The organism is Arsenophonus nasoniae DSM 15247, assembly GCF_000429565.1.
Classification (GTDB): Bacteria; Pseudomonadota; Gammaproteobacteria; order Enterobacterales; family Enterobacteriaceae; genus Arsenophonus; species Arsenophonus nasoniae.
Genome location: NZ_AUCC01000009.1, coordinates 1 through 26,271, shown reverse-complemented (window position 1 = coordinate 26,271; position 26,271 = coordinate 1). Strand labels below are relative to the sequence as shown.

19 protein-coding genes and 2 pseudogenes are annotated in these 26,271 nt (G+C 34.7%); 10 read left to right on the top strand and 11 right to left on the bottom strand.

Going from position 1 to position 26,271, the window contains the following annotated elements; genetic code table 11:
- Nucleotides 1–410 precede the first annotated feature (410 nt).
- Nucleotides 411–1,045: pseudogene (locus G468_RS19600) on the bottom strand (YchE family NAAT transporter).
- 483 nt (nt 1,046–1,528) lie between these two features.
- Here G468_RS19600 and adhE point away from each other — a divergent pair.
- On the top strand, nt 1,529–4,195 hold the full coding sequence (gene adhE / locus G468_RS0103735) for a bifunctional acetaldehyde-CoA/alcohol dehydrogenase (protein WP_026821974.1): 2,667 nt from the start codon (nt 1,529–1,531) through the stop codon (nt 4,193–4,195).
- A 176-nt stretch (nt 4,196–4,371) separates the two neighbouring features.
- On the opposite strand, the gene G468_RS0103730 is transcribed toward adhE, so the two are convergent.
- Nucleotides 4,372–5,001, bottom strand: coding sequence for a thymidine kinase (locus G468_RS0103730; protein ID WP_034249270.1), 630 nt, complete (start codon nt 4,999–5,001; stop codon nt 4,372–4,374).
- Nucleotides 5,002–5,628: 627 nt separating this feature from the next.
- On the opposite strand from G468_RS0103730, the gene G468_RS0103725 reads away from it, so the two are divergent.
- Nucleotides 5,629–6,045 (top strand): H-NS family histone-like protein, encoded by a 417-nt coding sequence (locus tag G468_RS0103725; protein WP_026821972.1) that lies wholly within the window; start codon nt 5,629–5,631, stop codon nt 6,043–6,045.
- An 859-nt stretch (nt 6,046–6,904) separates the two neighbouring features.
- Here the strand turns inward: G468_RS0103725 and galU are convergent.
- On the bottom strand, nt 6,905–7,813 hold the full coding sequence (galU, locus tag G468_RS0103720) for a UTP--glucose-1-phosphate uridylyltransferase GalU (protein ID WP_034249268.1): 909 nt from the start codon (nt 7,811–7,813) through the stop codon (nt 6,905–6,907).
- Nucleotides 7,814–7,968: 155 nt separating this feature from the next.
- Nucleotides 7,969–8,985 (bottom strand): two-component system response regulator RssB, encoded by a 1,017-nt coding sequence (gene rssB, locus G468_RS0103715; RefSeq protein WP_026821970.1) that lies wholly within the window; start codon nt 8,983–8,985, stop codon nt 7,969–7,971.
- Between the two features lie 706 nt (nt 8,986–9,691).
- On the opposite strand from rssB, the gene purU reads away from it, so the two are divergent.
- Nucleotides 9,692–10,537 carry a formyltetrahydrofolate deformylase gene (purU, locus tag G468_RS0103710; protein WP_034249266.1) on the top strand — a complete coding sequence of 282 codons (846 nt, stop codon included), beginning with the start codon at nt 9,692–9,694 and terminating at the stop codon, nt 10,535–10,537.
- Between the two features lie 390 nt (nt 10,538–10,927).
- Here purU and G468_RS0103705 read toward each other — a convergent pair whose 3' ends face one another.
- On the bottom strand, nt 10,928–11,791 hold the full coding sequence (locus G468_RS0103705) for a helix-turn-helix domain-containing protein (protein ID WP_026821968.1): 864 nt from the start codon (nt 11,789–11,791) through the stop codon (nt 10,928–10,930).
- 468 nt (nt 11,792–12,259) lie between these two features.
- Between G468_RS0103705 and xthA the strand changes: the two genes are divergently transcribed.
- Nucleotides 12,260–13,069 (top strand): exodeoxyribonuclease III, encoded by an 810-nt coding sequence (gene xthA / locus G468_RS0103700; protein ID WP_026821967.1) that lies wholly within the window; start codon nt 12,260–12,262, stop codon nt 13,067–13,069.
- A 20-nt stretch (nt 13,070–13,089) separates the two neighbouring features.
- Here the strand turns inward: xthA and G468_RS0103695 are convergent, their stop codons facing one another.
- The 3 genes from G468_RS0103695 to G468_RS0103685 are packed head-to-tail and all read right to left on the bottom strand — an operon-like array spanning nt 13,090 to nt 16,644.
- A complete protein-coding gene (locus tag G468_RS0103695) occupies nt 13,090–15,036 on the bottom strand; it encodes a DNA topoisomerase III (protein ID WP_026821966.1) in 1,947 nt (648 codons plus the stop codon).
- Between the two features lie 3 nt (nt 15,037–15,039).
- A complete protein-coding gene (gene selD / locus G468_RS0103690; RefSeq protein WP_026821965.1) occupies nt 15,040–16,083 on the bottom strand; it encodes a selenide, water dikinase SelD in 1,044 nt (347 codons plus the stop codon).
- A gap of 9 nt (nt 16,084–16,092) precedes the next feature.
- Entirely contained in the window at nt 16,093–16,644 is a 552-nt protein-coding gene (locus tag G468_RS0103685; RefSeq protein WP_026821964.1) for an NAD(P)H nitroreductase, read from the bottom strand.
- Between the two features lie 249 nt (nt 16,645–16,893).
- On the opposite strand from G468_RS0103685, the gene sppA reads away from it, so the two are divergent.
- From sppA to pncA, 3 genes are all read left to right on the top strand, one after another.
- Entirely contained in the window at nt 16,894–18,774 is a 1,881-nt protein-coding gene (gene sppA / locus G468_RS0103680; RefSeq protein ID WP_026821963.1) for a signal peptide peptidase SppA, read from the top strand.
- 155 nt (nt 18,775–18,929) lie between these two features.
- The gene (gene ansA, locus G468_RS0103675; protein WP_026821962.1) at nt 18,930–19,952 is read left to right on the top strand and encodes an asparaginase; all 1,023 of its coding nucleotides are present in this window, start codon (nt 18,930–18,932) and stop codon (nt 19,950–19,952) included.
- Between the two features lie 21 nt (nt 19,953–19,973).
- A complete protein-coding gene (gene pncA / locus G468_RS0103670) occupies nt 19,974–20,642 on the top strand; it encodes a bifunctional nicotinamidase/pyrazinamidase (RefSeq protein WP_026821961.1) in 669 nt (222 codons plus the stop codon).
- Nucleotides 20,643–20,671: 29 nt separating this feature from the next.
- Here pncA and G468_RS0103665 read toward each other — a convergent pair whose 3' ends face one another.
- Together G468_RS0103665 and msrB are read right to left on the bottom strand one after the other, a co-directional pair.
- Complete coding sequence (locus G468_RS0103665; RefSeq protein WP_026821960.1) at nt 20,672–20,926, bottom strand: YeaC family protein; 255 nt, start codon at nt 20,924–20,926, stop codon at nt 20,672–20,674.
- 57 nt (nt 20,927–20,983) lie between these two features.
- On the bottom strand, nt 20,984–21,397 hold the full coding sequence (gene msrB, locus G468_RS0103660) for a peptide-methionine (R)-S-oxide reductase MsrB (protein WP_026821959.1): 414 nt from the start codon (nt 21,395–21,397) through the stop codon (nt 20,984–20,986).
- 336 nt (nt 21,398–21,733) lie between these two features.
- On the opposite strand from msrB, the gene gapA reads away from it, so the two are divergent.
- Both gapA and G468_RS0103645 read left to right on the top strand, forming a co-directional pair.
- The gene (gene gapA / locus G468_RS0103650) at nt 21,734–22,729 is read left to right on the top strand and encodes a glyceraldehyde-3-phosphate dehydrogenase (protein WP_026821958.1); all 996 of its coding nucleotides are present in this window, start codon (nt 21,734–21,736) and stop codon (nt 22,727–22,729) included.
- 121 nt (nt 22,730–22,850) lie between these two features.
- Complete coding sequence (locus G468_RS0103645) at nt 22,851–23,747, top strand: D-hexose-6-phosphate mutarotase (protein ID WP_026821957.1); 897 nt, start codon at nt 22,851–22,853, stop codon at nt 23,745–23,747.
- 156 nt (nt 23,748–23,903) lie between these two features.
- Here the strand turns inward: G468_RS0103645 and fadR are convergent, their stop codons facing one another.
- On the bottom strand, nt 23,904–24,626 hold the full coding sequence (gene fadR, locus G468_RS0103640; RefSeq protein WP_026821956.1) for a fatty acid metabolism transcriptional regulator FadR: 723 nt from the start codon (nt 24,624–24,626) through the stop codon (nt 23,904–23,906).
- Nucleotides 24,627–24,853: 227 nt separating this feature from the next.
- Here fadR and nhaB point away from each other — a divergent pair.
- A pseudogene (gene nhaB / locus G468_RS19595) lies at nt 24,854–26,271 on the top strand (sodium/proton antiporter NhaB); the annotation flags it as partial.

Genomic DNA, 26,271 nt, shown 5'->3' with positions numbered 1-26,271 from the left:
TAATCCGGTAATGATATTCATATATACATCTTAGTTAGAAAAATAAGGCTAATTTTTCATAAATTATGGTGCACACAGTTAACTGGCTAATTAATTCATTTTGCAAATAGCCAGCATAACTTACATCTACAAGAGTTATAATCAAATTGATTACTAACAAAAAAATGTTTTAATTTTAAAACATTAATCACCAAATTAGACATAAATTAAAATTGATATGGTTATCTTAGCAAACGCGTGTTTTTTTAATCTATCGAAATTAGTTTTATAGTGGATTAATAATCCATAAAATTTACAACCATTAGAGAAATAAAATTATTAATATTTGGTTTTATAACAATATCAAATCAATATCCCAGAATTTAGTGAATAAATCATAAATATCACTGTGTTATCATGTTATTGTGGGTTTAAAGTAATCCGGGAAAAACTGATTTAGTCCCTGTGATGATGAACTCAATTCCAAGTGACATTAATAGTAACCCCATAATACGAGTAATAACATTAATGCCCGTTTGTCCTAAATACTTAACTAGAATTGTTGCTGAGCGAAAAAGATACAAGTTAACGATAGACCAACTAAATTTTGCCATCCCAACCAGCGAGAAGACCAGACAATACATGAACTGATTGCTCCAGGCCCAGCCATTAATGGAAGTGCTAAAGGAACAACACCAATGCTATCACGAATAACACTTTCTGATTTTTCTTGTTTATTCTGCTTATCTTCACCTATTCGACCACTAATCATAGACATAGCAATGGCCGCAATAACTATTCCACCAGCGATACGAAAAGAATCGATAAAAATACCAAATAATTTAAAAAAAACCTCACCCACCAATAACGAAATACATAAAATAATTGCCACAGAAAAATTAGCTACTAAATTAGTTCGATTTCTTTCTGTCACAGATTGATAATTAGTCATACTAATAAATACAGGCAAAATTCCTATCGGATTAACTAACGCAAAAAGCCCCAAAAAAAACTTAATATAATTAGGCAGATCCAGTAAAGTACCAACCACAATTGTATCCCTCACTCAAATATTAATGCTTCGCTAAAAATTAATTATTCATAACAAATAATATTTAGCTTATGCAGGAAAAACACTTTATCTTAGCGTAGCATACTAATCTAGCTAAAATTTAAAAACTAAATCCAATAACAAAATAAGTTTCTAAATTAGATGCTATACGAAATTTTGCTAACTTAACTTTCGCTATTTACTTATATTGCTAATTGAAATTATCCTTATATAACTTATTACTGAATTGATTCAGTATGCACTTTTTTTGATAAAGATCACTTTAGCGCTATTTATAAATGGTAAGCTATATATCTATTGAGTACTCATAAATATAATGAGCGTTTTTATTTATTTTTATAATGGAATTTTTTAAGTCAATTAGCTTACAAAAAACTAATCAGCACTTATATAATATGTCACATCATATTTAATTATATTGCTCCTAATCTAGGCTAATTGACTAAAAAAATTTAACATTTATTAGGAGTAACCATTATGTCTGTAACTAATGTTACTGAACTCAATGAACTTGTTGCGCGTGTCAAAAAAGCGCAACAAGAATTTGCCAATTTTAACCAGGCTCAAGTTGATAAAATTTTTCGTGCCGCTGCTCTTGCAGCTGCTGATTCCCGCATCCCTTTAGCAAAATTAGCAGTTGAAGAATCAGGCATGGGAATTATAGAGGATAAAGTGATTAAAAATCATTTTGCCTCAGAATATATTTACAACGCCTATAAAGATGAGAAAACTTGTGGCGTGCTGTCAGAAGATCTTACTTTTGGAACTATAACAATCGCTGAACCTATTGGTTTAATTTGTGGTATTGTTCCAACAACTAATCCTACTTCAACAGCCATTTTTAAATCTTTAATTAGTCTAAAAACGCGTAACGGTATTATTTTTTCCCCCCACCCTCGTGCAAAAAAAGCCACTAACAAGGCCGCCAAAATTGTTTTACAAGCTGCTGTTGCTGCAGGGGCACCAAAAGATATCATTGGCTGGATTGATGAACCTTCCGTCGAACTTTCAAATGCGTTGATGCATCACCCCGATGTTAATCTTATCTTAGCAACCGGTGGTCCAGGTATGGTGAAAGCAGCCTATAGCTCAGGAAAACCTGCCATCGGTGTAGGCGCGGGGAATACACCTGTAGTTATTGACAGCTCTGCCGACATTAAACGTGCAGTTGCTTCAATTTTAATGTCAAAAACTTTTGATAATGGGGTTATTTGCGCCTCAGAGCAATCTGTTATCATTGTGGACGAAATTTACAATCAAGTACGCGAACGTTTTGTCACTCATGGTGGCTACTTATTAAAAGGTAAAGAGCTTAAAGCAGTACAAAATATTATTTTAAAAAATGGTAATTTAAATGCCGCTATTGTTGGTCAACCTGCGGTAAAAATTGCTGAACTAGCCGGCATAAAAGTGCCCCTAAACACTAAAATTTTAATCGGGGAAGTAAAAGCCACAGATGAGAGTGAACCTTTTGCCCACGAAAAACTCTCACCATTACTTGCCATGTACCATAGTAAAGATTTTGCTGATGCCGTTGGAAAGGCAGAAAAATTGGTTGAGATGGGAGGCATTGGTCATACTTCTTGTCTTTATACCGATCAGGACAATCAAACTGAACGAGTTAATTATTTCGGCGAAAAAATGAAAACCGCACGCATCTTAATTAATACTCCTGCATCTCAAGGTGGGATTGGTGATCTTTATAATTTTAAATTAGCTCCTTCATTAACATTAGGATGCGGCTCCTGGGGTGGAAATTCTATTTCTGAAAACGTGGGACCTAAGCACCTAATTAATACTAAAACGGTAGCGAAAAGAGCAGAAAATATGTTGTGGCATAAACTGCCTAATTCTATCTATTTTCGTCGTGGTTGCCTACCAATCGCGCTGGAAGAAATTGCTACGGACGGGGCTAAGCGAGCTTTTATTGTTACTGACAGTTACTTATTCAATAATGGTTATGTTGATGAAGTCGTTAAAGTATTAAAAGCTTATAATGTAGAAACTGAAGTCTTTTTTGAAGTTGAAGCTGATCCAACGCTGAGCATTGTTCGTAAAGGTGCCGCTTTAATGCATACCTTTAAACCAGACGTGATTATCGCATTAGGTGGCGGGTCTCCTATGGATGCAGCTAAAATCATGTGGGTAATGTATGAACATCCTGAAACCCATTTTGAAGAGCTTGCTTTACGCTTTATGGATATTCGCAAACGGATTCATAAGTTCCCTAAAATGGGTGTTAAAGCCAAAATGGTCGCTATCACCACTACATCAGGTACGGGCTCTGAAGTCACACCGTTTGCTGTTGTTACTGATGATGATACTGGTCAAAAATATCCTTTAGCTGATTATGCAATTACGCCAAATATGGCAATTGTTGATGCAAATCTGGTCATGCATATGCCTAAATCACTTACTGCATTTGGTGGACTCGATGCGATTGTCCATGCATTAGAAGCCTATGTTTCAGTTCTTGCAAGTGAATACTCTGATGGACAAGCTTTGCAAGCTTTAACGCTGTTAAAAGAATATTTGCCAGCAAGTTATCTAAATGGGTCAAAGGATCCGATTGCCCGTGAACGAGTGCATAATGCAGCAACCATCGCTGGTATTGCCTTTGCTAATGCCTTTTTAGGGGTTTGCCACTCAATGGCTCATAAATTAGGCTCCGAATTCCATTTACCCCATGGCTTAGCTAATGCGCTGCTAATTGAAAATATCATTCGCTATAACGCTAATGATATTCCAACGAAACAAACAGCATTCAGCCAATATGATCGCCCTCAAGCTCGTCGTCGCTATGGTGAAATTGCTGATCATTTAGGGCTAACCTCACCGGGTGATCGTACAGCCAATAAAATTGAAAAACTCCTTAATTGGTTAGCAACACTTAAAACTGTGCTCGGCATTCCTAAATCTATTCGTGAAGCTGGGGTAGCAGAAAAGGATTTCTTAGCTAAAGTTGATAAGTTATCTGAAGATGCCTTTGATGATCAATGTACCGGTGCGAACCCTCGCTTTCCTTTGATCGCTGAACTAAAACAAATTATGTTGGATTCTTACTATGGTAATATTTTTACCGAAGAGAAAAATATATTTCTGCCGGCAGAGGAAAAAAGTCATCGAGTAAAAGAATCTATTTAATAGACATTTTATTTGTAACCATTTATTTAATAATTAGCACTGAAAATATATTCGGTGCTTTTTTAATCTCAAAATATTTTATCAATCCTTATTTAAAAATAATTTAAAACCAAAATAGTTATTATAGGTAATTAATTTTCATATAAGAGTAATAAGCGAATAAAGGAAGTTAAAAATTATTTAAATGGAACAACTGAAAAAGGTTTTTCACCCGCCTCAATACTTTTAGTGTGCTTAATTGCATCCATATAATGTCTACGACAAACTGAAATATATTTCTCATTGCCGCCAATTTCAATCTGCTCTCCTTGATAGACAGCAAGTCCATTATCATCTAATCGCAAAACCCTACTTGCTTTGCGCACACAATAACAAATAGTTTTTAGTTCAATAAGCTTATCTGCCCATGCTAACAGATAGTGAGTACCAATAAATAACTCACCACAAAAATCTGTTCTTAATCCATAACACAGAACCGGTATGTTGGTATAATCAACAATTTCACAAAGCTGAGTAACTTGTTCTTTAGTTAAAAACTGACACTCATCAACGAGTACACAATGAATTTTTTGAGAACTATTTTTTTCTTTTATTAATCTCCCCATATCTGTCTGTTGCGAAAATAATATTGCATCTGCAACTAAACCAATTCGGGACGTTACTTTACCTTGAACAAATCGGGTATCAATCTCAGCGGTGAAAATAAGCGTATTCATCCCCCGTTCATTATAATTGTATGAAGACTGAAGTAGTGAAGTTGATTTACCCGCATTCATTGCTGAATAATAGAAATAAAGCTGAGCCATTAGCCCTTTCCTCTTAGCTATTTAGACAAACGTTTTGAAAGTTTACCACATACATTATCAAACATTATCAAACATTATTCTTCATTTCATTTGATTATAAATATTGATAACTAACATAACAGATTTTTTTGTAATGTTTATAGTTATGAAAAAGTCAGTATATTTTAAATGCCATTCTCTACAAACAACAGCTTTATTTTAACAAAGTATGTGATAAGAAAAGATTATTAATAGCTAACATTCATCATAAAACTTAGATACCTAGTAGTAATAACTCAACAAAAGCTTAATAAGCAAACTCTTTTACACATATTAAGTTAAAATTTAGTTTATGTTACATACCATAAAGTTGAATAAAAATAAAAAACATCGTCTTTACATATGAATGAAATTCAAATATAAAAGCATTACTATCATTTTCGTATAGATTTTTAAGTATGCTCGGTATCTAATATAAGATATATAATATTTTCCAGTAAAAGCTTATATTGCTTTTGCAAAGAAGTTTAAGTTTAAAAAAACAATAAATTTAACCTTATTTTGTAACTTCACTATTGCAGAAAATAAAATAGCATTCTATTATTAGTAGACATCAGCCAACATTCATTTTAATTCGAGACCAGGATAATGAGCGATTCATTGAAATATTTTAAATCATTAAATAACATTCGTACCTTACGTGCTATAGCAAGAGAATTGTCGTTAGAAATATTGCAAGAAATATTCGATAAATTCAAGACAGTTGTTGAAGAACGAATCGAATATGAAAAACAAGAGAGAGCACAATTAGAAGTTCATAGTCAAAAAATTGCAAAATATATTAAATTACTTGAAGGAGAAGGACTCAGTCTAGATGATCTAGTAACTGCAAAGGCTCCGGCAAAAACATCTAGCCGTACTAAACGTGCTGCAAGACCAGCTAAATATCAATATAAAGATGAAAATGGTGAAATTAAAACTTGGACCGGTCAAGGTCGTACACCAGCAGTCATTAAAAAAGCAATGGAACAAAAAGGTAAAAAATTAGACGATTTTTTAATCTAAATGTTCTTTCTCTACTTTAAAAATACCCTTTATATAAAGGGTATTTTTATTACACATATTATTAACATTTCTCATACAATAAATAAGCGTCTTTAATAAACACTAATAAATATCAAAGAGTAAAAATCCCTGCTCGATAAGATAACATTAATAATACTTAAATACATTTACCTACAAGCCACTTTTCACAAATAGCTACCTATATTTTCTCTTAATAAAGATACCAATATCAAAATGTAAAACTTCGATTAATATAAATATTTTGTTATCAACGATACATCATGTTATGTAAATTTTTGTCATCTAAACATTCCAAATTATTCCTACAAGAAATAGTATCGTTGATTTTTATTGTCATAAACTCATGCATTCAATGTTCATTATTAGACTACTCTATATTTATTTTGTTAGCTAGGTTGTTAAATTTCATTCTATTCATTATGAAAAAATTTACTATAGAAATAATAAACAGATTACCTTATAAACAAAAAAATAAACAGCTAATCTGATGCATGCTAAATCAATTAAATATAATTACTATACTTTTTTATCATAATTATGATAAGTGTTAGTGTAAATATTAATGATAAAAATGCGCTCACTTACGTAAGAAAATTTAACCAGTTGCCAAAACAATATATTAACAGCCAAAATCAAACTATTATTATTTGAAATAGTATGTAATATCTCGATTTATACAACATGCTACCCTGCTTATAAAATCAATAAATCTCATTTTAATTTCATGCATAAATAAAACTTGTTAAAATAAACTTAAAATAACAAACAAGCAATATTTTATAAAAAAATCATATAGACTTTTTATTGATTTAATCCAAATTTATTGATGATTAGCAATCTAAGATATTTTTTTTATCCATGCAGAAAATTCGGCGCCTAAGGATTCATGCCGCATACTATATTCAACAAATGCTTTTATATAACCCAATTTATTACCGCAATCATGACTCTTACCGTGTAAATGATAAGCCTCAACCGGTTCACCTTCTATTAACATTTCAATCGCATCAGTTAACTGGATTTCATCACCTGCACCTGCTGGTGTTTTTTCTAATAAAGCCCAAATTTTCTCTGACAATACATAACGACCAACAATCGATAGATTGGATGGCGCCTCTTCAGTTTTAGGTTTTTCAACAACACCTTTAATCATTTTGCTTTCACCGGGTTTTAATTCGTAACTATTACAATCCACAACACCATAATTAGATACAGATTCTTTTGGTACCGGCTCAACTAGAATTTGGCTGGCTGACGTTTCATGATAACGTTTCAGCATTGCAGTCAAATTATACTGTTTCAAATCAGAGGAATATTGATCAATAATTACGTCAGGTAAAACTACAGCAAAAGGCCCCTCTCCTACCAATGGTTTTGCACATAAAATGGCATGCCCAAGCCCTTTAGCAATACCTTGCCTCGTTTGCATAATTGTGACATGACTTGGGCATATGGATTGCACATCATTTAATAATTGCCGTTTAACACGCTTTTCCAAAATCGCTTCTAATTCAAAACTAGTATCAAAATGGTTTTCTATTGAATTCTTTGAAGAATGAGTGACTAAAATAATTTCATTAATACCGGCAGATATACACTCATTCACGACATACTGAATAAGTGGTTTATCTGCCAAAGGCAACATTTCTTTAGGGATTGCTTTCGTTGCTGGTAACATACGAGTTCCTAATCCAGCAACAGGAATAACTGCTTTGCTAACTTTTTTTTCCGCTTTTTTTAGTTGCATTTTTTCTTCCAAGTTACCTATATACAATATGCTATGGAAATGAGACAAATAGATTTTCAACAACTTATGTGGCGAGTATAGCAGTAAAATGTACCAAATAAATAGCTAACTAGAGAAAATTGGCCTAGGTTAACAATCCAGTGAAAAGTAACTAATTATAATATTTCTACCAATGAGTTAAACATTAAGGTCATTCGATGTCTATGATTCCATATTTTACATTGCCAATCTGTGCCCTTTTCCATTATTTGTTGATAAGTCATTGGTTGTAAACTACCTAATGATGTACTTGATGATAATTTAACTTCTTTATTCTCTGTTTTTAATTTTACATTAAGTCCTGCCGAAGCCAACACAATTGTTTTGCTTTCTGTATGAAAATAACCTAATAAAAGTGGGAATTGTCCTTTAATACCTAAATCCTTTAATAAAGTATTTATTTGCCCAAGCATTTCACTAATATTAAATAATCTGTTTGCTTGGCTATTAAGATAGGTTTGCAATAATTCATTAAATGCAACTCTAAGTAATAATGCAGCCATAACTCCATCGCCCGAAGAATACTCAATATCAAGGCAATAAAAACCTATCTGTTTATCAGAAAGTTCTGCTAAATCAAATAATAATCCAATTTTATTAATATCTTTTAGTTGCCGATAATTAATTTTATAATTTGCCAATGTTTGATTTACTTTTGGCTGCAGCTCAAGTAAAACTGGCAAAATATCATGTTTTTCGTGCTGTATCATTTGCTGAATATGAGAAAGCTCAGCAGATAAACGGGTAGTTGTTTCTACAATATCTGGATACAAATTACGAGTGATCGTTTCTTTAACGTCATCAAAATCAACAATTGGTTTTAATAACGCATCTTTTACACCGAGTCGAAGCATTCTATCCAAATCACTGATTCTATTTGTTCCTGAAATAACAATAACTGGAATTTCACACTTCATTTCTACCAGTTTCTGCATTAAAGTCTCACCACTCATCACAGGCATACTTAAATCACATAAAATCAAATCAAGATGCTCAACAGCATTAATAATATCTAACGCCTCCTGCCCATTACTGGCTGTATAAGTAATCACATCAAATGATTTAAGGTAATTTCTCAGTACGGAACGAAAAACCACCTCATCTTCTACAATTAATATTTTCTTCCCTTTCATATGCCAGCCTTACATTACATAAAATGCCATTGACGATATTATCTTTTTAGAAAATAGTACTTATGATAGAACAAATATTTTACGGATTTACACTTAAAGTTATATATTTTTTTGTATTGAAATATATAATTATTTTTTCACTTATTGGAATCAATTGGTTACTTTTATACAGTTATTATAATTAGAAATTACTTTCTTAATTTTGTTCCTTTTTTCTTTAATGAAAATAATCTCTATTGTAAATCAAAATTATCTTATGTTTTTTCATCCTGTTTCTGGCAACTAAAAAATTATTTATTACTTTATTATCAATATCAGAAATTCATATCAGCAAAAAAAATAGATGAATTATCAAAAGCATTGAGGATAATTTAGTCACTGGTAAGTAACATTATTTACTCAATTAAAAGTGAATATAAAGATAAAAATGAATCTTTGTTAAAGTTTTCAGATTAAATAATCATAAATAACTGATAATTATCTATTATAGCGCCTGTTTGCTCTTAATTAATCAATATCCGAAATGATAAAAATGTGAGTAACGATAATACAAACCCTTTTTTTAAATAAATTTAATGAAATTTTGAAAAAAACATTGCCATAACTGGTCCAAAAGCGTCAAAATTACCACATTTTATCGTATTAAGATTAAAGTTTGCTATTTTGCGATATTTGTAACAAAAAATTTTTAAGGAAAATACTATTCATGCACCAGAACTCTCAAAAAAAAATTCTTCGTACTATCTGCCCTGACGCAAAAGGCTTAATCGCTAAAATCACAAATATTTGTTATAAACATCAATTAAATATTATTCAAAATAATGAATTTGTTGATCACCATACGAACTGTTTTTTTATGCGCACTGAACTTGAAGGTATTTTTAACGATAATACATTATTAGCCGATCTCGACGATGCTTTACCAACAGGGTCTAAACGGGAATTAAGTATTTCAAATCAAAGACATATAGTTATTATGGTAACCAAAGAAGCACACTGTTTAGGTGATCTATTAATGAAAAGCGTCTATGGTGGTCTTGATGTTGAAATTGCCGCAGTAATTGGTAACCACGAGACACTAAGATCACTCGTTGAACAATTTCATATCCCTTTTCACTGCATTAGCCATGAAAATTTAACGCGTGAACAACATGATCATTTATTAAAACAGCAAATTGATCACTATAACCCTGATTATGTGGTTTTAGCGAAATATATGCGCGTACTTACTCCTGATTTTGTTCAACATTATCCCAATAAAATTATCAATATCCATCACTCTTTTTTACCCGCTTTTATCGGTGCAAAACCTTATCATCAAGCTTATCAACGTGGGGTCAAGATCATTGGTGCAACGGCTCATTTTGTCAATAATGATCTCGATGAAGGCCCAATTATCACCCAAAATGTGATTAACGTTGATCATAGTTACACTGCCGAGGATATGATGCGAGCAGGTAGAGACGTTGAAAAAAATGTCTTAAGTCACGCTTTATATTGGGTATTGGCACAACGTGTTTTTGTTCATGGCAATCGCACTATTATTCTTTAATTTATCCTCTATTTAATAAAAACTGACTTATTTTTTAAAGGTAACTATTATACAAAGCACATAATATTACCTTTACACCATCATAATTATTTTATTAAATTTCATATTCCATTAAATAATTTATTTAATTATTTTTTATGATAAATGATTATTTATTATTAACTATATTTAAAAAATGGATACCTTTATTGCATTCAAAATTTACCTAAAGCACAAATGGTCAGGATAAAACATCTAAATAATAATTTAGATATCAAATAGTTAGATTATCAAGATAGTTAAAGTCAATGCGCTATCTATTTATGGTTATAAACTTGCATGCTACAAACCTTGCTGTTACTAACATTTGGTCAAGAAAAATTTTAGCCAAGCAAATATTTCACCTATTGATTAATTTATTTTTTCAATCGCATCAATAAACCGATTCAAAATACTACCGTGGGCCTTAGATTTATAAAAATAACAACTATTTGTCATGCTGAGCTCGTCTAGCGGTAAAAAAATAATGTCAGGTGTTAGTTGGCAGGTTTCAGGCAATTTATCGGTTAAACCGATATAGTCACCATTTTGTATTAATCCATCACAAAAACCACTATTTTCCATCCACCTAATATTGATTCTATTTGTCCCTAGCGTCGCTTTTGATTCTATATCTCGAATAAATTGACTCTTATATAAAACAGGATCACATAGCCAAGGAAATTGATTCAATAACTTTAATAGATTTTTTTCGGCGTGTTCGTAAAGTTGTTTACGACAACAAATACCAATGGCTTCTTTTTGTGATTTTTTTAACAAAATAAAACGTTCACTTACAATTTTTTCTGAACTTAAAATTAAAATATTGCCATCATAATCTGATATTTCATTTACTTTATCATAATCAAATTTTAAAACATTTATGGGTATTTTATTAATACCCGCTGTTTGATAAAGTTTTATCAAGTGATGATCTTTACCCCAATCATAATAAATATTAACTATATTACGAAACTCATTACTAACATATCTTTTAGTAATTTCTTTTTCCTGCAAATATAAATTTTTTAAATCATTATAAAGCTCTTGCCCCTCTTTTGTTAAAGTCATGCCGGATTTTTTTCTTTTAAACAATGTCTTACCTAATACAGCTTCAAAGTCTTTAATTGATTTTGCTACAGGCGGTGCCGTGCGGTTCAATATTCTTGCCGCTTTACATAATGAACCTTGTTCTACAACCGCCATAAAAGCTTCTAATTTTCTTGAGAAAAACATAATGATTACTCCACTTCAATCTTAAATATCAAATAGAAATAATTTAAAATTCTATTTAATAATTTATCGCTGACCCAGAAATTCAAAAGAATACCTTTTTACAGCTCGTTAAGATAAAAGCACTTAGGCAAATAATTTAAAGAAAATAATTAAACCTCGATAATTAATTTCATAAATTGATTTTTAGCAAACGACATCATTACATCTGACTATTATTTCCGGACAAAAAACAAATTTTCATATAGTGCATTTTTAATTATAGTTTATTAATTTGAATAAAATTAATTATTTTTTTAAAAATATATATTTTTTTTAATTTTTTTAATTGTCAATTACACTAGATAATATAAATATAAAAAATAACTCATTAATAAATAAAAGAAAATGTTTTATATAATGGGTTACATTTATATATTCAATCTGATAAAATATTTAGATAAATATATTTAAATTAGGTAACCGATTAGAATGAAATTTGTCTCATTTAACATTAATAGCCTAAGAGCGCGCATCCACCAACTTGAAGCTATCATCGAAAAACACCAACCTGATGTTATTGGCTTACAGGAGACCAAAGTTGATGATAACGCATTCCCTTTAGAGCAACTTAATCAATTAGGCTATCATATCTGCTATCATGGACAAAAAGCACATTATGGTGTCGCACTATTTTGCAAACAAAAACCAATCACTATTCAAAAAGGATTTCCTGGCGACGATATTGATGCCCAGCGACGTATTATTATGGCCGATATTGAGACAGAACAAGGAATAATTACCATAATAAACGGTTATTTTCCACAAGGTGAATGCCGTGATCATCCAACAAAATTTGCAGCAAAAGCAAAATTTTACCAAGACTTGCAACTTTATCTACAAAGTAATCTTTCACCCCAATCCCATATTATTATTATGGGAGATATGAATATTAGCCCAACGGATCATGATATTGGCATTGGCGAAATTAATAGAAAACGTTGGTTAAGTGCGGGCAAATGCTCTTTTTTACCTGAAGAACGCGAATGGATGGATAAATTAAAATCCTGGGGATTAATCGATACTTATCGTCAACAAAATCCAGAAATTACTGATCAATTTTCTTGGTTTGATTACCGTTCAAAGGGTTTTGTTGATAACCGCGGTTTGCGTATTGATTTGATTTTAGCATCAAGTTCATTGTTTGCCTGCTGTGGTGAAACAGGCATTGACTATGACATCCGAAGTATGGAAAAACCTTCAGATCATGCCCCCATTTGGGCAAAATTTGAGTTAAATTAAGTTAAGATCAAATGATAACACTATTTTAAGTTATCATTTGATTTCACTTTTTGACGATTTCTCTTCTTTTTTTCTGATAATTTTTTCTCAGTTTTATCTTCGATAACCGATAAGTTACGAAATATCGTTAAATCGGTTTGTTGTTTTGCTTGTTGAATTAACATTTTCAGTGTCTCAGCTAATGGTGACATAAAATCCTGATATCGAAACTGTTTTTCACTTATTTGGGTTAATTTAGACTCCCAATGAGCAGTCATATCAGGTAATACTGCCACCGCTGGCAGAACCTTAAATAAGGCTATCCCTGCTGGCGCAGCATGGATATAACGGCCTTTTTTAACTAAAAATTTTCGTTTAAATAATAGATCAATAATACCCGCTCGAGTTGCTTCTGTACCTAAACCATCCGTTGCTCTTAATACCTTTTTCAGCGCTTTATCTTGTACAAAACGGGCAATCCCTGTCATAGCAGCCAACAAAGTGGCATCAGTAAAAGGTTTTGGTGGCTGGGTTTGCTTTTCTATTACCTCACCCTGTTCACAAAATAGTTCATCTTTTACCTTTACTTCTGGTAGTGGCATACCATCATTATCAGCATCCCGTTCCTTGGTACTCAAAATTGCTCGCCAACCAGGCTCGACTAAAAAGCGAGCTTTAGCAATAAATTTTCCACCTGCGATCTCCAGTTCAATAACTCGCTTATGAAATTTTGCGATGGCCATAAATTGGATAATATATTGACTAGCAACCAAGGCATAAATTCTGCTTTCATTTTGGTTAAGCTGTACTGCTGTTGCGCGGGCGGTTGGAATAATGGCATGATGTGCATCAACTTTTTTATCATCCCAGCAGCGATTTTGCTTATCTAATTCAGTCAGCTCAAATTTTGTCAGGCTGGGCTGATGAACAGCAATCGCCTTTAATACCCCATGACGACCAGCAAAGTGCTCTTGTGGTAAGTAACGACAATCGGAACGAGGATAAGTAATCACTTTATGTTTTTCATATAATTGTTGGCAAATATCAAGCACTTCCTTGGTACTTAAGCCATATTTTTTGGCTGCTTCAATTTGTAGCGCCGATAATGAATAAGGCAAGGGGGCAATTTCTGCTTCTTGTTTATTTTGATATACAACAACCAAAGCCGGTTGATGAGTAATCCTTGTCGCTACATGCTCGGCTAAAGGGCGATGAATAAGACGTCCTTCTTCATCCTGATAATCAATACACGCCTCACTCGGTTGCCAGATAGCGGTAAAACGTTCTTCATTTGGGGTAATTATATGTGCTTTTACTTCAAAAAAATTTTTGGCAACAAAATGTTCAATATCTTCATCTCTCCTAACGACTAATCCTAATACTGGCGTTTGAACTCGGCCTACGGATAATACCCCTTGATAACCCCCTTGCTGCCCAAGCAAAGTATAAGCCCGCGTCATATTTATGCCATACAACCAATCTGCTCTGGCTCGAGCTAATGCAGATACACAAAGGGGAATAAAATCACGATTATTTCTTAACCGTCCGATGGCTTTAAGCACCGCTTGCGGATTGAGATCGCTAATTAAACAACGCTGAACAGTCTGTTTTTTATCATTAGGCAAAGCTAAAAAATCTAATACTTCATCCACCAGCAATTGTCCCTCTCGATCAGGATCGCCCGCATGCACAATCTCATCAGCCTGAGCCAATAGTGTTTTAATCGTATTAAGTTGCTTTATAACCGCGCCTCGAGGCTTTAATTGCCATTTTTCAGGTATGATCGGCAAATCAGTTAATGACCAACGTGCGAAACGGGGATCATAAGCTTCAGGTTCAGCTTGCTCTAATAGATGACCAATGCACCAAGTCACATATTGCGAATCCCCACACACAATAAAGCCGTCTTGTCGTTTATGTGGCTTTGGCAAAACATCAGCAATAGCACGCGCCAAACTGGGCTTTTCTGCAATAAATAGACGGCGCATAACTTATTCAACTACCTCAATCATCGCTCTGCCCGATTTAGCTTTTTCTAGTTGTCCAATCGCACTAAACGATAAATTATTTTGCCAAGCAATTTGTTTAACTTCAGTAATTGCTGTTGGTAAAACAGCCATTAATAATCCTCCTGATGTCTGTGGATCACATAACACATCGCGCTGTAATGGTGTTATCTGGCCTAAATGATGGCCATAACTAGCAAAATTACGTAGGGTTCCACCTGGTACACACCCTTGTTCAATATAACTTTCAATATGCGGTAACTTAGCGATTTGTGAAAAAGCCACCGTCGCCTGTAAATCAGCCGCCCGGCAAATTTCCATTAAATGACCTAGCAGACCAAAACCTGTTACATCCGTCATGGCAGTAACACCCTCAATATTTGCCAACTCTGCGCCTGATCTATTTAATTGACACATAATCTCAGTTGCTAACCCTTGATGTTCAGGTAATAATAATTTTTTCTTTTCTGCTGTTGTATGAATCCCAATTCCTAACGGTTTAGTTAAAAATAATTGACTACCTGCTAAAGCAGTACTATTTTTTTTTACTTTAGCGGTATTAATAACACCTGTCACAGCGAGGCCAAATATAGGCTCTGGCGCATCAATTGAATGACCTCCAGCAAGTGATATACCGGCATCCTGACAAATCATTCGCCCCCCTTCAATCACTTGCTGTGCGATCTCTGCGGGAATTTTATTAATCGGCCAACCTAATATCGCAATCGCCATAATGGGTTTACCACCCATCGCGTAAATATCACTAATTGCATTAGTAGCAGCAATACGCCCAAAATCAATGGGCTTATCGACTATTGGCATAAAAAAATCCGTTGTACTGATAATCCCTACGCCATTGCCAAGATCATAAACAGCAGCAGCATCATTGGTCTCATTGCCCACCAGCAAATGGGGATCATTAAATTTTTTACGTTCACTATATAAAATGGTCTCCAATATATTTGGAGCGATTTTACAACCACAACCGGCTCCATGACTGAATTGGGTTAATTTGATTTCTGATGGCATATTTTTTCCTTAATAATAAGTCACAAAATCCTTTATATCTTGCGCAGTTCCTTTTATAGGAAGGTTGAATTTTGGCGTTCCTAAATAGAGAAAGCCAACAATTTTATCATGTTCTTGACATGCTAAACCTGATCTGACAACCGGATCCGTCGTCCAAGAGCCGGTACGCCAGATACCATCAAATCCTTGAGCAACGGCGGCCATCTGCATAGCATGAACACAACAACCCGCAGTAACAACCTGCTCCCAAGCGGGAATTTTTGCATCGACGACAATTTTGGCAATGACAGCAATGATTAAAGGGGCGCGCAAAGGTGCTTTTTTCGCTTTTTCTTCCACTCCTTTTCCCAAATTAGCGTTAATTGCCGCTTTTTCCAGTAACTGGCCAAACTTATACAGCCCTTCATTTTGGATAACCACAAAATGCCAAGGCCGTAACGCACCATGATCAGGTGCTCGCATTCCGGCCGCCAAAATATTATCCAGTGATTGACCTTCAGGTGCTGGTGTTGTCAGATGGCTCATGGAACGACGGGTTAATAATAGCGTTAAAGCATCCATAGACTCCTCCTTGTTGATATTAACTTTCATTGCCACTCATTAAATAGCTACAAATAGCGTAGAAATGACGGTTTTATAAGTATGTTTCTCAAAAATAGAATATTATCATCAGCATTAGTATAGTAAGGTAACATTTTCAATCAGCTTGAATAGCAATAAAATAATATTTTAATTATTCTATGAGTTATGGCTGACAATTATCTTATCTACTTTTAAGATAAATATGTTAATCATATAATTGGAGATCACATGCGAAACCCATGGAATTTAATCGCAGCCTTTTTTAAATTTAGTTGGCGATTACTTAATTTTATCAGACGATTTATTACCAGTTTTATCTGTCTTTTTTTGATTTTTATTGCAGCAAGCAGCTATTTTGCCTATAAAAGTGAAAAAAAATCGACTAGCCAATATCATGGAGCGCTACTTATTGACCTACAAGGAGTGATTGTAGATCAAGTCTCTATCCCTAACCCCCTTGGCAAAATGAGCCGCGAATTATTAGGCTCATCAAGCAACCGCATGCAAGAAAACTCCTTATTTGATATTGTGAATATTATTCGCCGGGCAACTTATGATGACAAAATTACCGGTATCGTTTTACAACTGGATAATCTGATTGGATCTGATCAGCCATCCTTACAATATATTGGTAAGGCATTGACCGAGTTTAAACAGGCGGGAAAACCCATTTACGCGGTGGGTAATGGCTATAATCAATCGCAATATTATTTAGCCAGTTTTGCCAATAATATCTATATGTCACAACAAGGTAATGTCGGAATTTACGGTTTTTCAACCAATAAACTCTATTACAAAACGCTACTAGATAACCTAAAAGTCAATAGTCATATCTTCCGCATTGGTACCTATAAATCAGCGGTAGAGCCATTTATTCGCGATAATATGTCAGCTGAAGCACGTGAAGCAGATAAAGTCTGGATCGGTTCACTATGGCAACATTATCTATCAACCATTGCGCAGAACCGACAAACAACAGCAGGAAATATTTTCCCAGGTGCCGATAAATTGATCGAAGAAATGAAAAGCGTCAATGGTGACAGTGCGCAATATGCAATTAAACAAAAACTTATTGATCATATTTTTACCGGCGCAGTGATGGAGAAAGAATTAAGCAAAAAATTTGGTTGGAATGATAAAGAGCAACATTTTAATTACATTAGTATCTATGATTATGCCAATGAACAACCACAGCAAAGTCAACTAATGCAACAAAAACAATCTGATGACCAACCTAGCAATATTGCTGTGATAATTGCCCAAGGCGCTATTATTGATGGACCGCAAGAGCCGGGCATGGTGGGCAGCGAAACAACCGTGGCGCAAATACGTAAAGCAAGACTTAATCCAGATATCAAAGCGATTGTTTTACGTGTGAATAGTCCTGGTGGCAGTGTTACCGCTTCAGAAGCGATACGTAATGAACTGGTTGCTGCCCGTGACGCTAATAAACCTATTGTGGTTTCGATGGGAGGAATGGCCGCCTCAGGTGGCTATTGGATTTCGACACCAGCCAATTATATTTTTGCCAGTCCAACAACCTTGACTGGCTCAATTGGTATTTTTGGTGTGATAAATACCTTTGAAAAAAGCTTAGATACAATTGGTGTTTATACTGATGGTGTCTCCACCACGCCATTAGCGGATATCTCAGCGACTAAAGGGATTAATAAACAATTTTCTGACATGATGCAAATCATTATTGAAAATGGCTATCATACCTTCCTAAAATATGTTGCACAGGCGCGCCATAAGACACCAGCAGAGATAGACAAAATTGCTCAAGGTAGAGTATGGGTAGGTTCAGATGCGCTACAAAATGGCCTGATTGATAAACTGGGTGATTTTGACGATGCCGTAAATAAAGCGGCTGAATTAGCTAAAATTACCGCCCCTTCACTTGACTGGATGCAGCCTGAACGTTCTTTGATTGATCAATTAATACTTGAATTAACTTCAAACGCTGAAGCAATGATGCCCGATACGCTACAATTGTTACTTCCGCAAAAAACGGCTAATCACCTTCAGCAACAAATTCAATTTTACCGCCATATGAATGATCCACAAAATCGCTACGCATTTTGTTTGAATTGTGGTGAGATTTATTAATAAAAAGGTATTACATTGTTACAACGCTAGCGCCCCGTATATGGGCGCTTTATTTTTATATTAATATTTAACATGCCACAGATTTTATTAATTAACTACTTTATAATTCTTTAAATTTATTTATTACCACTTATTCATATCCTTAGGTAGCAAGAATGGAAAAAAAATCCATCTATGTTGTTTACACAGGCGGCACCATTGGCATGAAGTATTCCCTACATGGATATGTGCCAGCTTCTGGACACCTGCAAAAACAACTCACTAACATGCTAGAATTTCATCGGGCTGAAATGCCACATTTCACTATCCGAGAACATAATCCTTTAATAGATTCCGCTAATATGACGCCACTAGATTGGCAATGCATTGCTGATGATATTAGGGATAATTATGAGAACTATGATGGTTTTGTTATTCTACATGGTACTGATACCATGGCATTTACTGCCTCTGCACTCTCATTTATGTTTGACAACCTAAGCAAACCCATTATCGTGACAGGGTCACAAATACCTCTGGAAGCGTTAAGATCCGATGGACAAACCAATCTTCTTAATTCCTTGTACTTGGCGGCAAATTACCCTATCAATGAAGTGACGCTGTTTTTTAATAACAAATTATTTAGGGGTAACCGTACCGTTAAATCACATGCTGATGGTTTTAATGCCTTTACTTCACCTAATTGTCCACCGTTGATTGATGCGGGTATTCATATCCGTTGTTTACAAAGCTGTCCATTGCCAAAAAACGATGGTAATTTTAGTAGCCATAAAATTACCCCTCAAGCCATTGGTGTTGTTACCATTTATCCTGGCATTTCAGTACAATGTATTGAAAATATCTTATTGCAACCAACCAAAGCCCTTATTCTCCGTTCTTACGGGGTTGGTAATGCGCCTTCACAAACCGCGTTGTTAAAATGCCTTGAAAAAGCTTGTCAACAAGATATTATCGTCGTTAATCTAACACAATGCCTATCTGGGCGAGTTAACATGAATGGGTATGCAACCGGGCACGCATTAGCCAAAGTGGGTGTTATTAGCGGTTATGATATGACTTTTGAGGCAACACTTACCAAACTTCATTATTTACTCAGTCAATCTTTATCAGTAGATGATATTCGTACACTGATGCAAAAAAATTTGCGCGGTGAATTAAGTTATAACGACAATTTTTAAGCAATTTTTAAGGATAACATGATGAGTGATAGCGCATTATTACTGGTCGATCTGCAAAATGACTTTTGTAATGGGGGCGCCTTAGCAGTATTAGACAGTGAAAGTGTTATTAATACAGCCAATGAAGTTATCACCTATTGCCAGCAACACGATATTGCTATTATCGCCAGCCAAGACTGGCATCCTGCTGATCATTTAAGCTTTGCCGTCAACTCAGCAACTAAGGTAGGCACCGAGGGTAAACTTAATGGTTTACGCCAAATTTGGTGGCCAGTTCATTGTGTGCAACATCAGAAAGGAGCGGAATTTCATCCAGCACTCAATCAGTCAGCAATCCAAGCTATTTTTCAAAAAGGTGTTAATGCCATAATTGATAGTTATAGTGCTTTTTTTGACAATGACCATCAGCATGCAACCCAGTTAGATTATTGGCTCACACAAAATCAAATCAAACATTTATATATTATGGGCTTAGCAACAGATTACTGCGTAAAATTTACCGTCCTTGATGCATTGCAATTAGGTTATCAAGTAACGGTTATTCAAGATGGTTGTCGGGGAGTTAACCTCGATCCAGAAGACAGCCATAACGCATTACAAGAAATGGCATTAGCGGGTGCCAAACTAATAACATCTTCTGATTTGCCCATTCATTTTTTTGACCGTGCTAATGATTTTCGCCAAAAGTGATTAATCTATTAACATTTAGTCAATTTTAGTTAGTGTTGTTGACTATCAAATAATTTCTTTAATTCATTTTTTGTTTTCATAATAATTTTCCCATCCGTACCTACTGTCATATGCTGCGCATTATGATTATGCCTTGCCTGCCAAAGCATAACAGCCTGCAGACTATTTTCTTTTTGCTCTGGGGTTAACGCAACACCATCTGGCCATTTACCCAATTCAACGGCGCTTAGCAATCGTTGATAAATCTCAACTGTCATTAAATCAACCAGTTCATTAAGCTCCATATTTCATTCCTTATTTTTGTTTTGGATTTATCGTTAATTGCATCCAATGAGTCTTACTTAACCCTCAGTTACCTCACCAGATTGTTGATCAGTAAAACTTAATGCGACTGAATTAATGCAATAACGTTGCCCAGTCGGTTGTGGGCCATCGGCAAAAACATGGCCTAAATGCGCATTACAGTGACGGCAACGTACTTCGATCCGTTGCATACCATGAGAAAAATCATCAATATAGGTGACGGCTTGATCATCTATCGGTTGGTAAAAGCTTGGCCAGCCACAACCCGTATCAAATTTTGTTTGCGATAAAAAAAGCGGCGCCTGGCAACATAGACAGTAATAAATACCTTCTCGTTGATTATGCAATAATTTACCTGAAAAAGGCGGCTCGGTTCCGGCTTCTTGAGTGACATGATGTTGCATTTCATTAAGTTTATTCGACTTAATGGGTTTATGTTCTTTTTCTGTCATAAGAAAGCTTTCCTTATCATTAGTAAACATAATTATATTTATCGGTTGAGAAAAGGTAAATTTAAACCTTTTATCCTAGCAAAAAGGCCCTTTCTGATGTGATTTGTGATATAATTCACATATATTATTAATATTCACTTAAAATCTCCCTATCCAGACCGATAATAGTGAATCAAAACATTCACCTTAAGCTTGTTTGCTAAACATACAAAAGGTGCTTTATATGTCAATTTTTATGGTAATTGACACGATTCCGCTTGACGGATGGCAAGGTTTTGGTAACGTTAGAAACAATATTGAATTCTTTTAAATTAAAATATAGCTGGTGGAAATACTATGACTATCAAAGTAGGTATTAATGGTTTCGGTCGTATTGGCCGTATTGTTTTTCGTGCTGCACAAGAGCGTAAAGATATCGAAATCGTGGCAATCAATGATTTATTAGATGCCAATTATATGGCCTATATGCTGAAATATGACTCAACACATGGTCGTTTCAACGGTACTGTCGAAGTTAAGGATGGTCACCTAGTGGTTAACGGTAAAACTATTCGCTGTACAGCAGAAAAAGACCCTGCTAACTTGAAATGGAATGAAGTTGGTGTTGATGTCGTTGCCGAAGCAACAGGTATTTTCTTAACTGATGAAACAGCACGCAAACATATTGCAGCGGGAGCAAAAAAAGTCGTTTTAACCGGTCCATCTAAAGATGAAACCCCAATGTTTGTTATGGGTGTTAATCATAACACCTATAGTGGTCAAGATATTGTTTCTAATGCCTCTTGTACTACTAATTGCTTAGCCCCGTTAGCGAAAGTTATTAATGACAAATTTGGTATCATTGAAGGTCTGATGACAACTGTTCATGCAACGACCGCAACTCAAAAAACCGTTGACGGACCTTCAGCTAAGGATTGGCGTGGTGGACGTGGTGCTTCACAAAACATCATTCCTTCATCAACCGGTGCAGCTAAAGCTGTTGGTAAAGTCATTCCTGAACTCAATGGCAAATTAACGGGTATGGCGTTCCGTGTTCCAACACCGAATGTTTCAGTTGTCGATCTAACTGTTCGTTTAAATAACCCTGCCACTTATAAAGAAATTTGCCAGGCAATCCAACATGCTGCAAATGGTGAATTAAAAGGCATTCTTGGTTACACCGAAGATGACGTTGTTTCCACTGACTTTAATGGCGACAAATTAACATCCATTTTTGATGCCAAAGCGGGTATTGCCTTAAATGATAGTTTTGTAAAATTAGTCGCCTGGTACGATAATGAAACCGGTTATTCAAATAAAGTTTTAGATCTAATTGCGCATATTGCTAAATAATTAGCGTAATTTCCCACTGCAAGCCGTCATTAATGGCGGCTTTTTTCATTCTGACATATAATCCAACGGTATTTTTAAACTGGCTAGTTTGCAATCATAAAAAGACAAAAAGGTTGAAATTATGAATGACACGACACTGTTTAACTTACCTGTAAGAGAAAAAATTTCATCCTATATCACGCTTTGCCAGCTCGATGAATTGCCCGTCATTATTGTTTCTCATCCTAATGTGAATGCCGCAGTCAGCCTTCAGGGAGCACAACTACTTAGCTGGCAGCCAGATGGGGAAAAAGACTGTTTGTGGGTAAGTAAAAATAGTCTATTTAAAAAAAATACCGCTATACGCGGTGGAATTCCTATTTGTTGGCCATGGTTTGGTCTGGCCGCGCAACCCAGTCATGGTTTTGCCCGTTTACAAGAATCGCAATTGACAGCACATAGTGAGCATAGGGATTGTGTGATCCTTACGTTAACACTTGCAGATAATGAAAAGACAAAAAAGATATGGCCACATGAATTTACCTTAATAATGCGCTTAAAACTCGCTGCTACCTGTGAAATTGAATTTGAATATTTTGGTACTGAGCCTGCCACTGGTGCATTACATACTTATTTGCAAGTCAGTGACATAAACAAGATATACATTGAAGGATTAGGCAAACATTATTTTGATAAAGTCGCTGATCGAGAGGTTTACACTAAAGAGACAAAAACTTATATAACCGCACGGACTGATCGTATTTATACCGAATCCGATGATTGCAATTTAGTATACGACAAAAATTGGCAACGTATTTTAGAAATACATCACTGCCATCATACTGATATAGTCTGTTGGAATCCTGGCGCTGAATTATCCAGTACAATAAAAGATATGACCCGCGATGGGTACAAAAAAATGCTATGTCTGGAAACCGCTCATATTAGCCAACCTATGCAACCAGCAGGTGAAAATCCTGCCCGAATGTCATTAATTTTAGGGGTTCGTAGTATTAAAATGCAAGACGTAATGCGATAACTTCGCGATTTTTAAGCTAAAAATAATAATAAAGATTGATAAAGTTTACGCGCATCTTACACGAATAACTGTTCTCTTAAACAACACCCTCACTTTTGATGAGGGAATAGAAAAATAGTCTCATAGCACATCTAGTCATTTTCCAGCAACACGGGGTTAACGTGATTCAGACAAATTATTTATCATATTGTCTTTATCTTTCATTTCACGCCAAATATTGCCACTCTCTTTACCATAGCTACGAACCCGCTCTAACACCTGCTCACACTTTTCTTGTTCACAGATTTTAGCTAAATCATGGTAAAAATCGTAAGCAAGTTGACGCGCTTTAGGATCAGAAAAAAAGTAACGACCAACGCGGGTATATAATCCTTTTAACCCATTTAGGATTAAGCCATAAATAGGATTACCAGAAACAAATGCCAGTCCACGAAAAATATTATAATCAACTCTACTAAATGCTTCGGAACAATCTTCTATATTCTCTCTTATTGATAATATCTCTAATGATTTTTGTTTATTTTTACGAAAAGCTGTTCGAATAAAAATAGCGGAAATATTGGTTCTAACAGATAATAAATCCTCAATCAATTTTGGTGCCCCACTGTGATCTAACCGAGCCAGCGTCTCTAAAATATTAAGTCCTGAAGTTTCCCAAAAATTGTTTACTTTAGTCGGTTTTCCATGCTGAATTGTTAACCAACCATCCCTTGCAAGCCGCTGTAAAACTTCTCGTAAAGTTGTTCTCGTTACACCGATCAACTCAGACAACTCACGTTCTGCAGGTAAAATTGAACCCGGAGGAAAATGGTTATTCCAAATACTTTCAACAATATACTCTTCAGCAAAATTAGCGGGACTTTGCGCTCTAATAATCATATTTTTCTCTACCTAAAACAAATTTTTTGTCATTATAAAACGAGATAATATCAGAATGAAAAACTTTGAGGTAGCCGAGTTATAAAGAAATACTAATCTGATCATAAAGACTTAATACAATTTGCCGTTAATTAGGCATTCGTTCTTTTAATTTCTAGCCTAGAAAAAACGTAGTATGCTACGTTAGTCAATTTTACTTACATACTAGTGAAGGAAAGCATGTAATAATGAATATAAATACCAGACAAATTATGTTGAAAAATTTCCTGGGTAATTCCCCTGAATGGTACAAATTGACCATTATTTTCTTTTTGATAATCAATCCACTGTGCTTTTTTTTCGTTAACCCTTTTATTGCCGGTTGGTTACTAATTGCCGAATTTATTTTTACCCTTGGCATGGCACTAAAATGCTACCCGCTACAGCCTGGCGGATTACTTGCTATTGAAGCAATAATAATTGGTATGACTTCACCGAAACAAGTCAGTCATGAAATCGCCAATAACATTGAAGTGATATTGCTATTGATTTTTATGGTAGCAGGCATTTATTTCATGAAACAATTGTTGTTATTTGCTTTCACAAAATTACTACTGTCTATTCATTCTAAACGAATCCTGTCACTGGCTTTCTGTTTAGCAAGCGCTTTACTTTCCGCCTTTTTAGACGCGCTAACGGTAATTGCTGTCGTGATCAGTGTAGCCGTTGGTTTTTATTCTATTTATCATAACTATGTATCCAGTCAGAAAGAGCCTCTCCAGCCAGGAGATAACATGGATACCAGGGGAAAAAACCAGATCCTTGAACAATTTCGCGCTTTTTTACGTAGTCTAATGATGCATGCTGGCATTGGAACTGCATTAGGTGGTGTAATGACAATGGTTGGTGAGCCACAAAATTTAATTATTGCTAAATATGTTGGCTGGAATTTTAGTGCTTTTTTTTTACATATGATCCCAGTAACATTACCGGTATTTTTATGTGGCTTAATTATCTGTTATTGCGTCGAACATTTTAAACTATTCGGCTACGGTGCAGAATTACCTGAAAGCGTCCGCCATATTTTGCAAATGCACGATAAAAATGCGAGCAGAAAACGAGATCGACGGGAAAAATTGCAACTAATAACTCAAGCATTAGTCGGTGTTTGGTTAATTATTGCTCTAGCTTTTCATCTTGCTGAAGTCGGCTTAATTGGTTTATCGGTTATCATATTAATCACCTCATTTTGTGGCATCACTGATGAACACACTATTGCAAAGCATTTGAAGAAGCTTTACCCTTTACCGCCTTATTAACCGTATTTTTCTCGATTGTTGCAGTTATTATTGATCAACATCTTTTTACGCCATTTATTCAATTTGTATTACAGTCCTCTGAATCATCGCAACTATTTTTATTTTACTTATTTAATGGGTTACTTTCTGCTATTTCAGACAATGTCTTTGTGGGTACTGTCTATATAAATGAAGCAATAAGTGCGTTAAAAGAAGGATTAATATCACGCCAACAATTTGAATATCTGGCGGTTGTAATGGTCAACAAATTCTGTAGAAGATCTAAGCGGCATTTTTTAGTTCATGATATTTTTGATGTGGCGTTAAATAACCAATCGTTGAATGGCGTCGATAATAATTGTAAAACT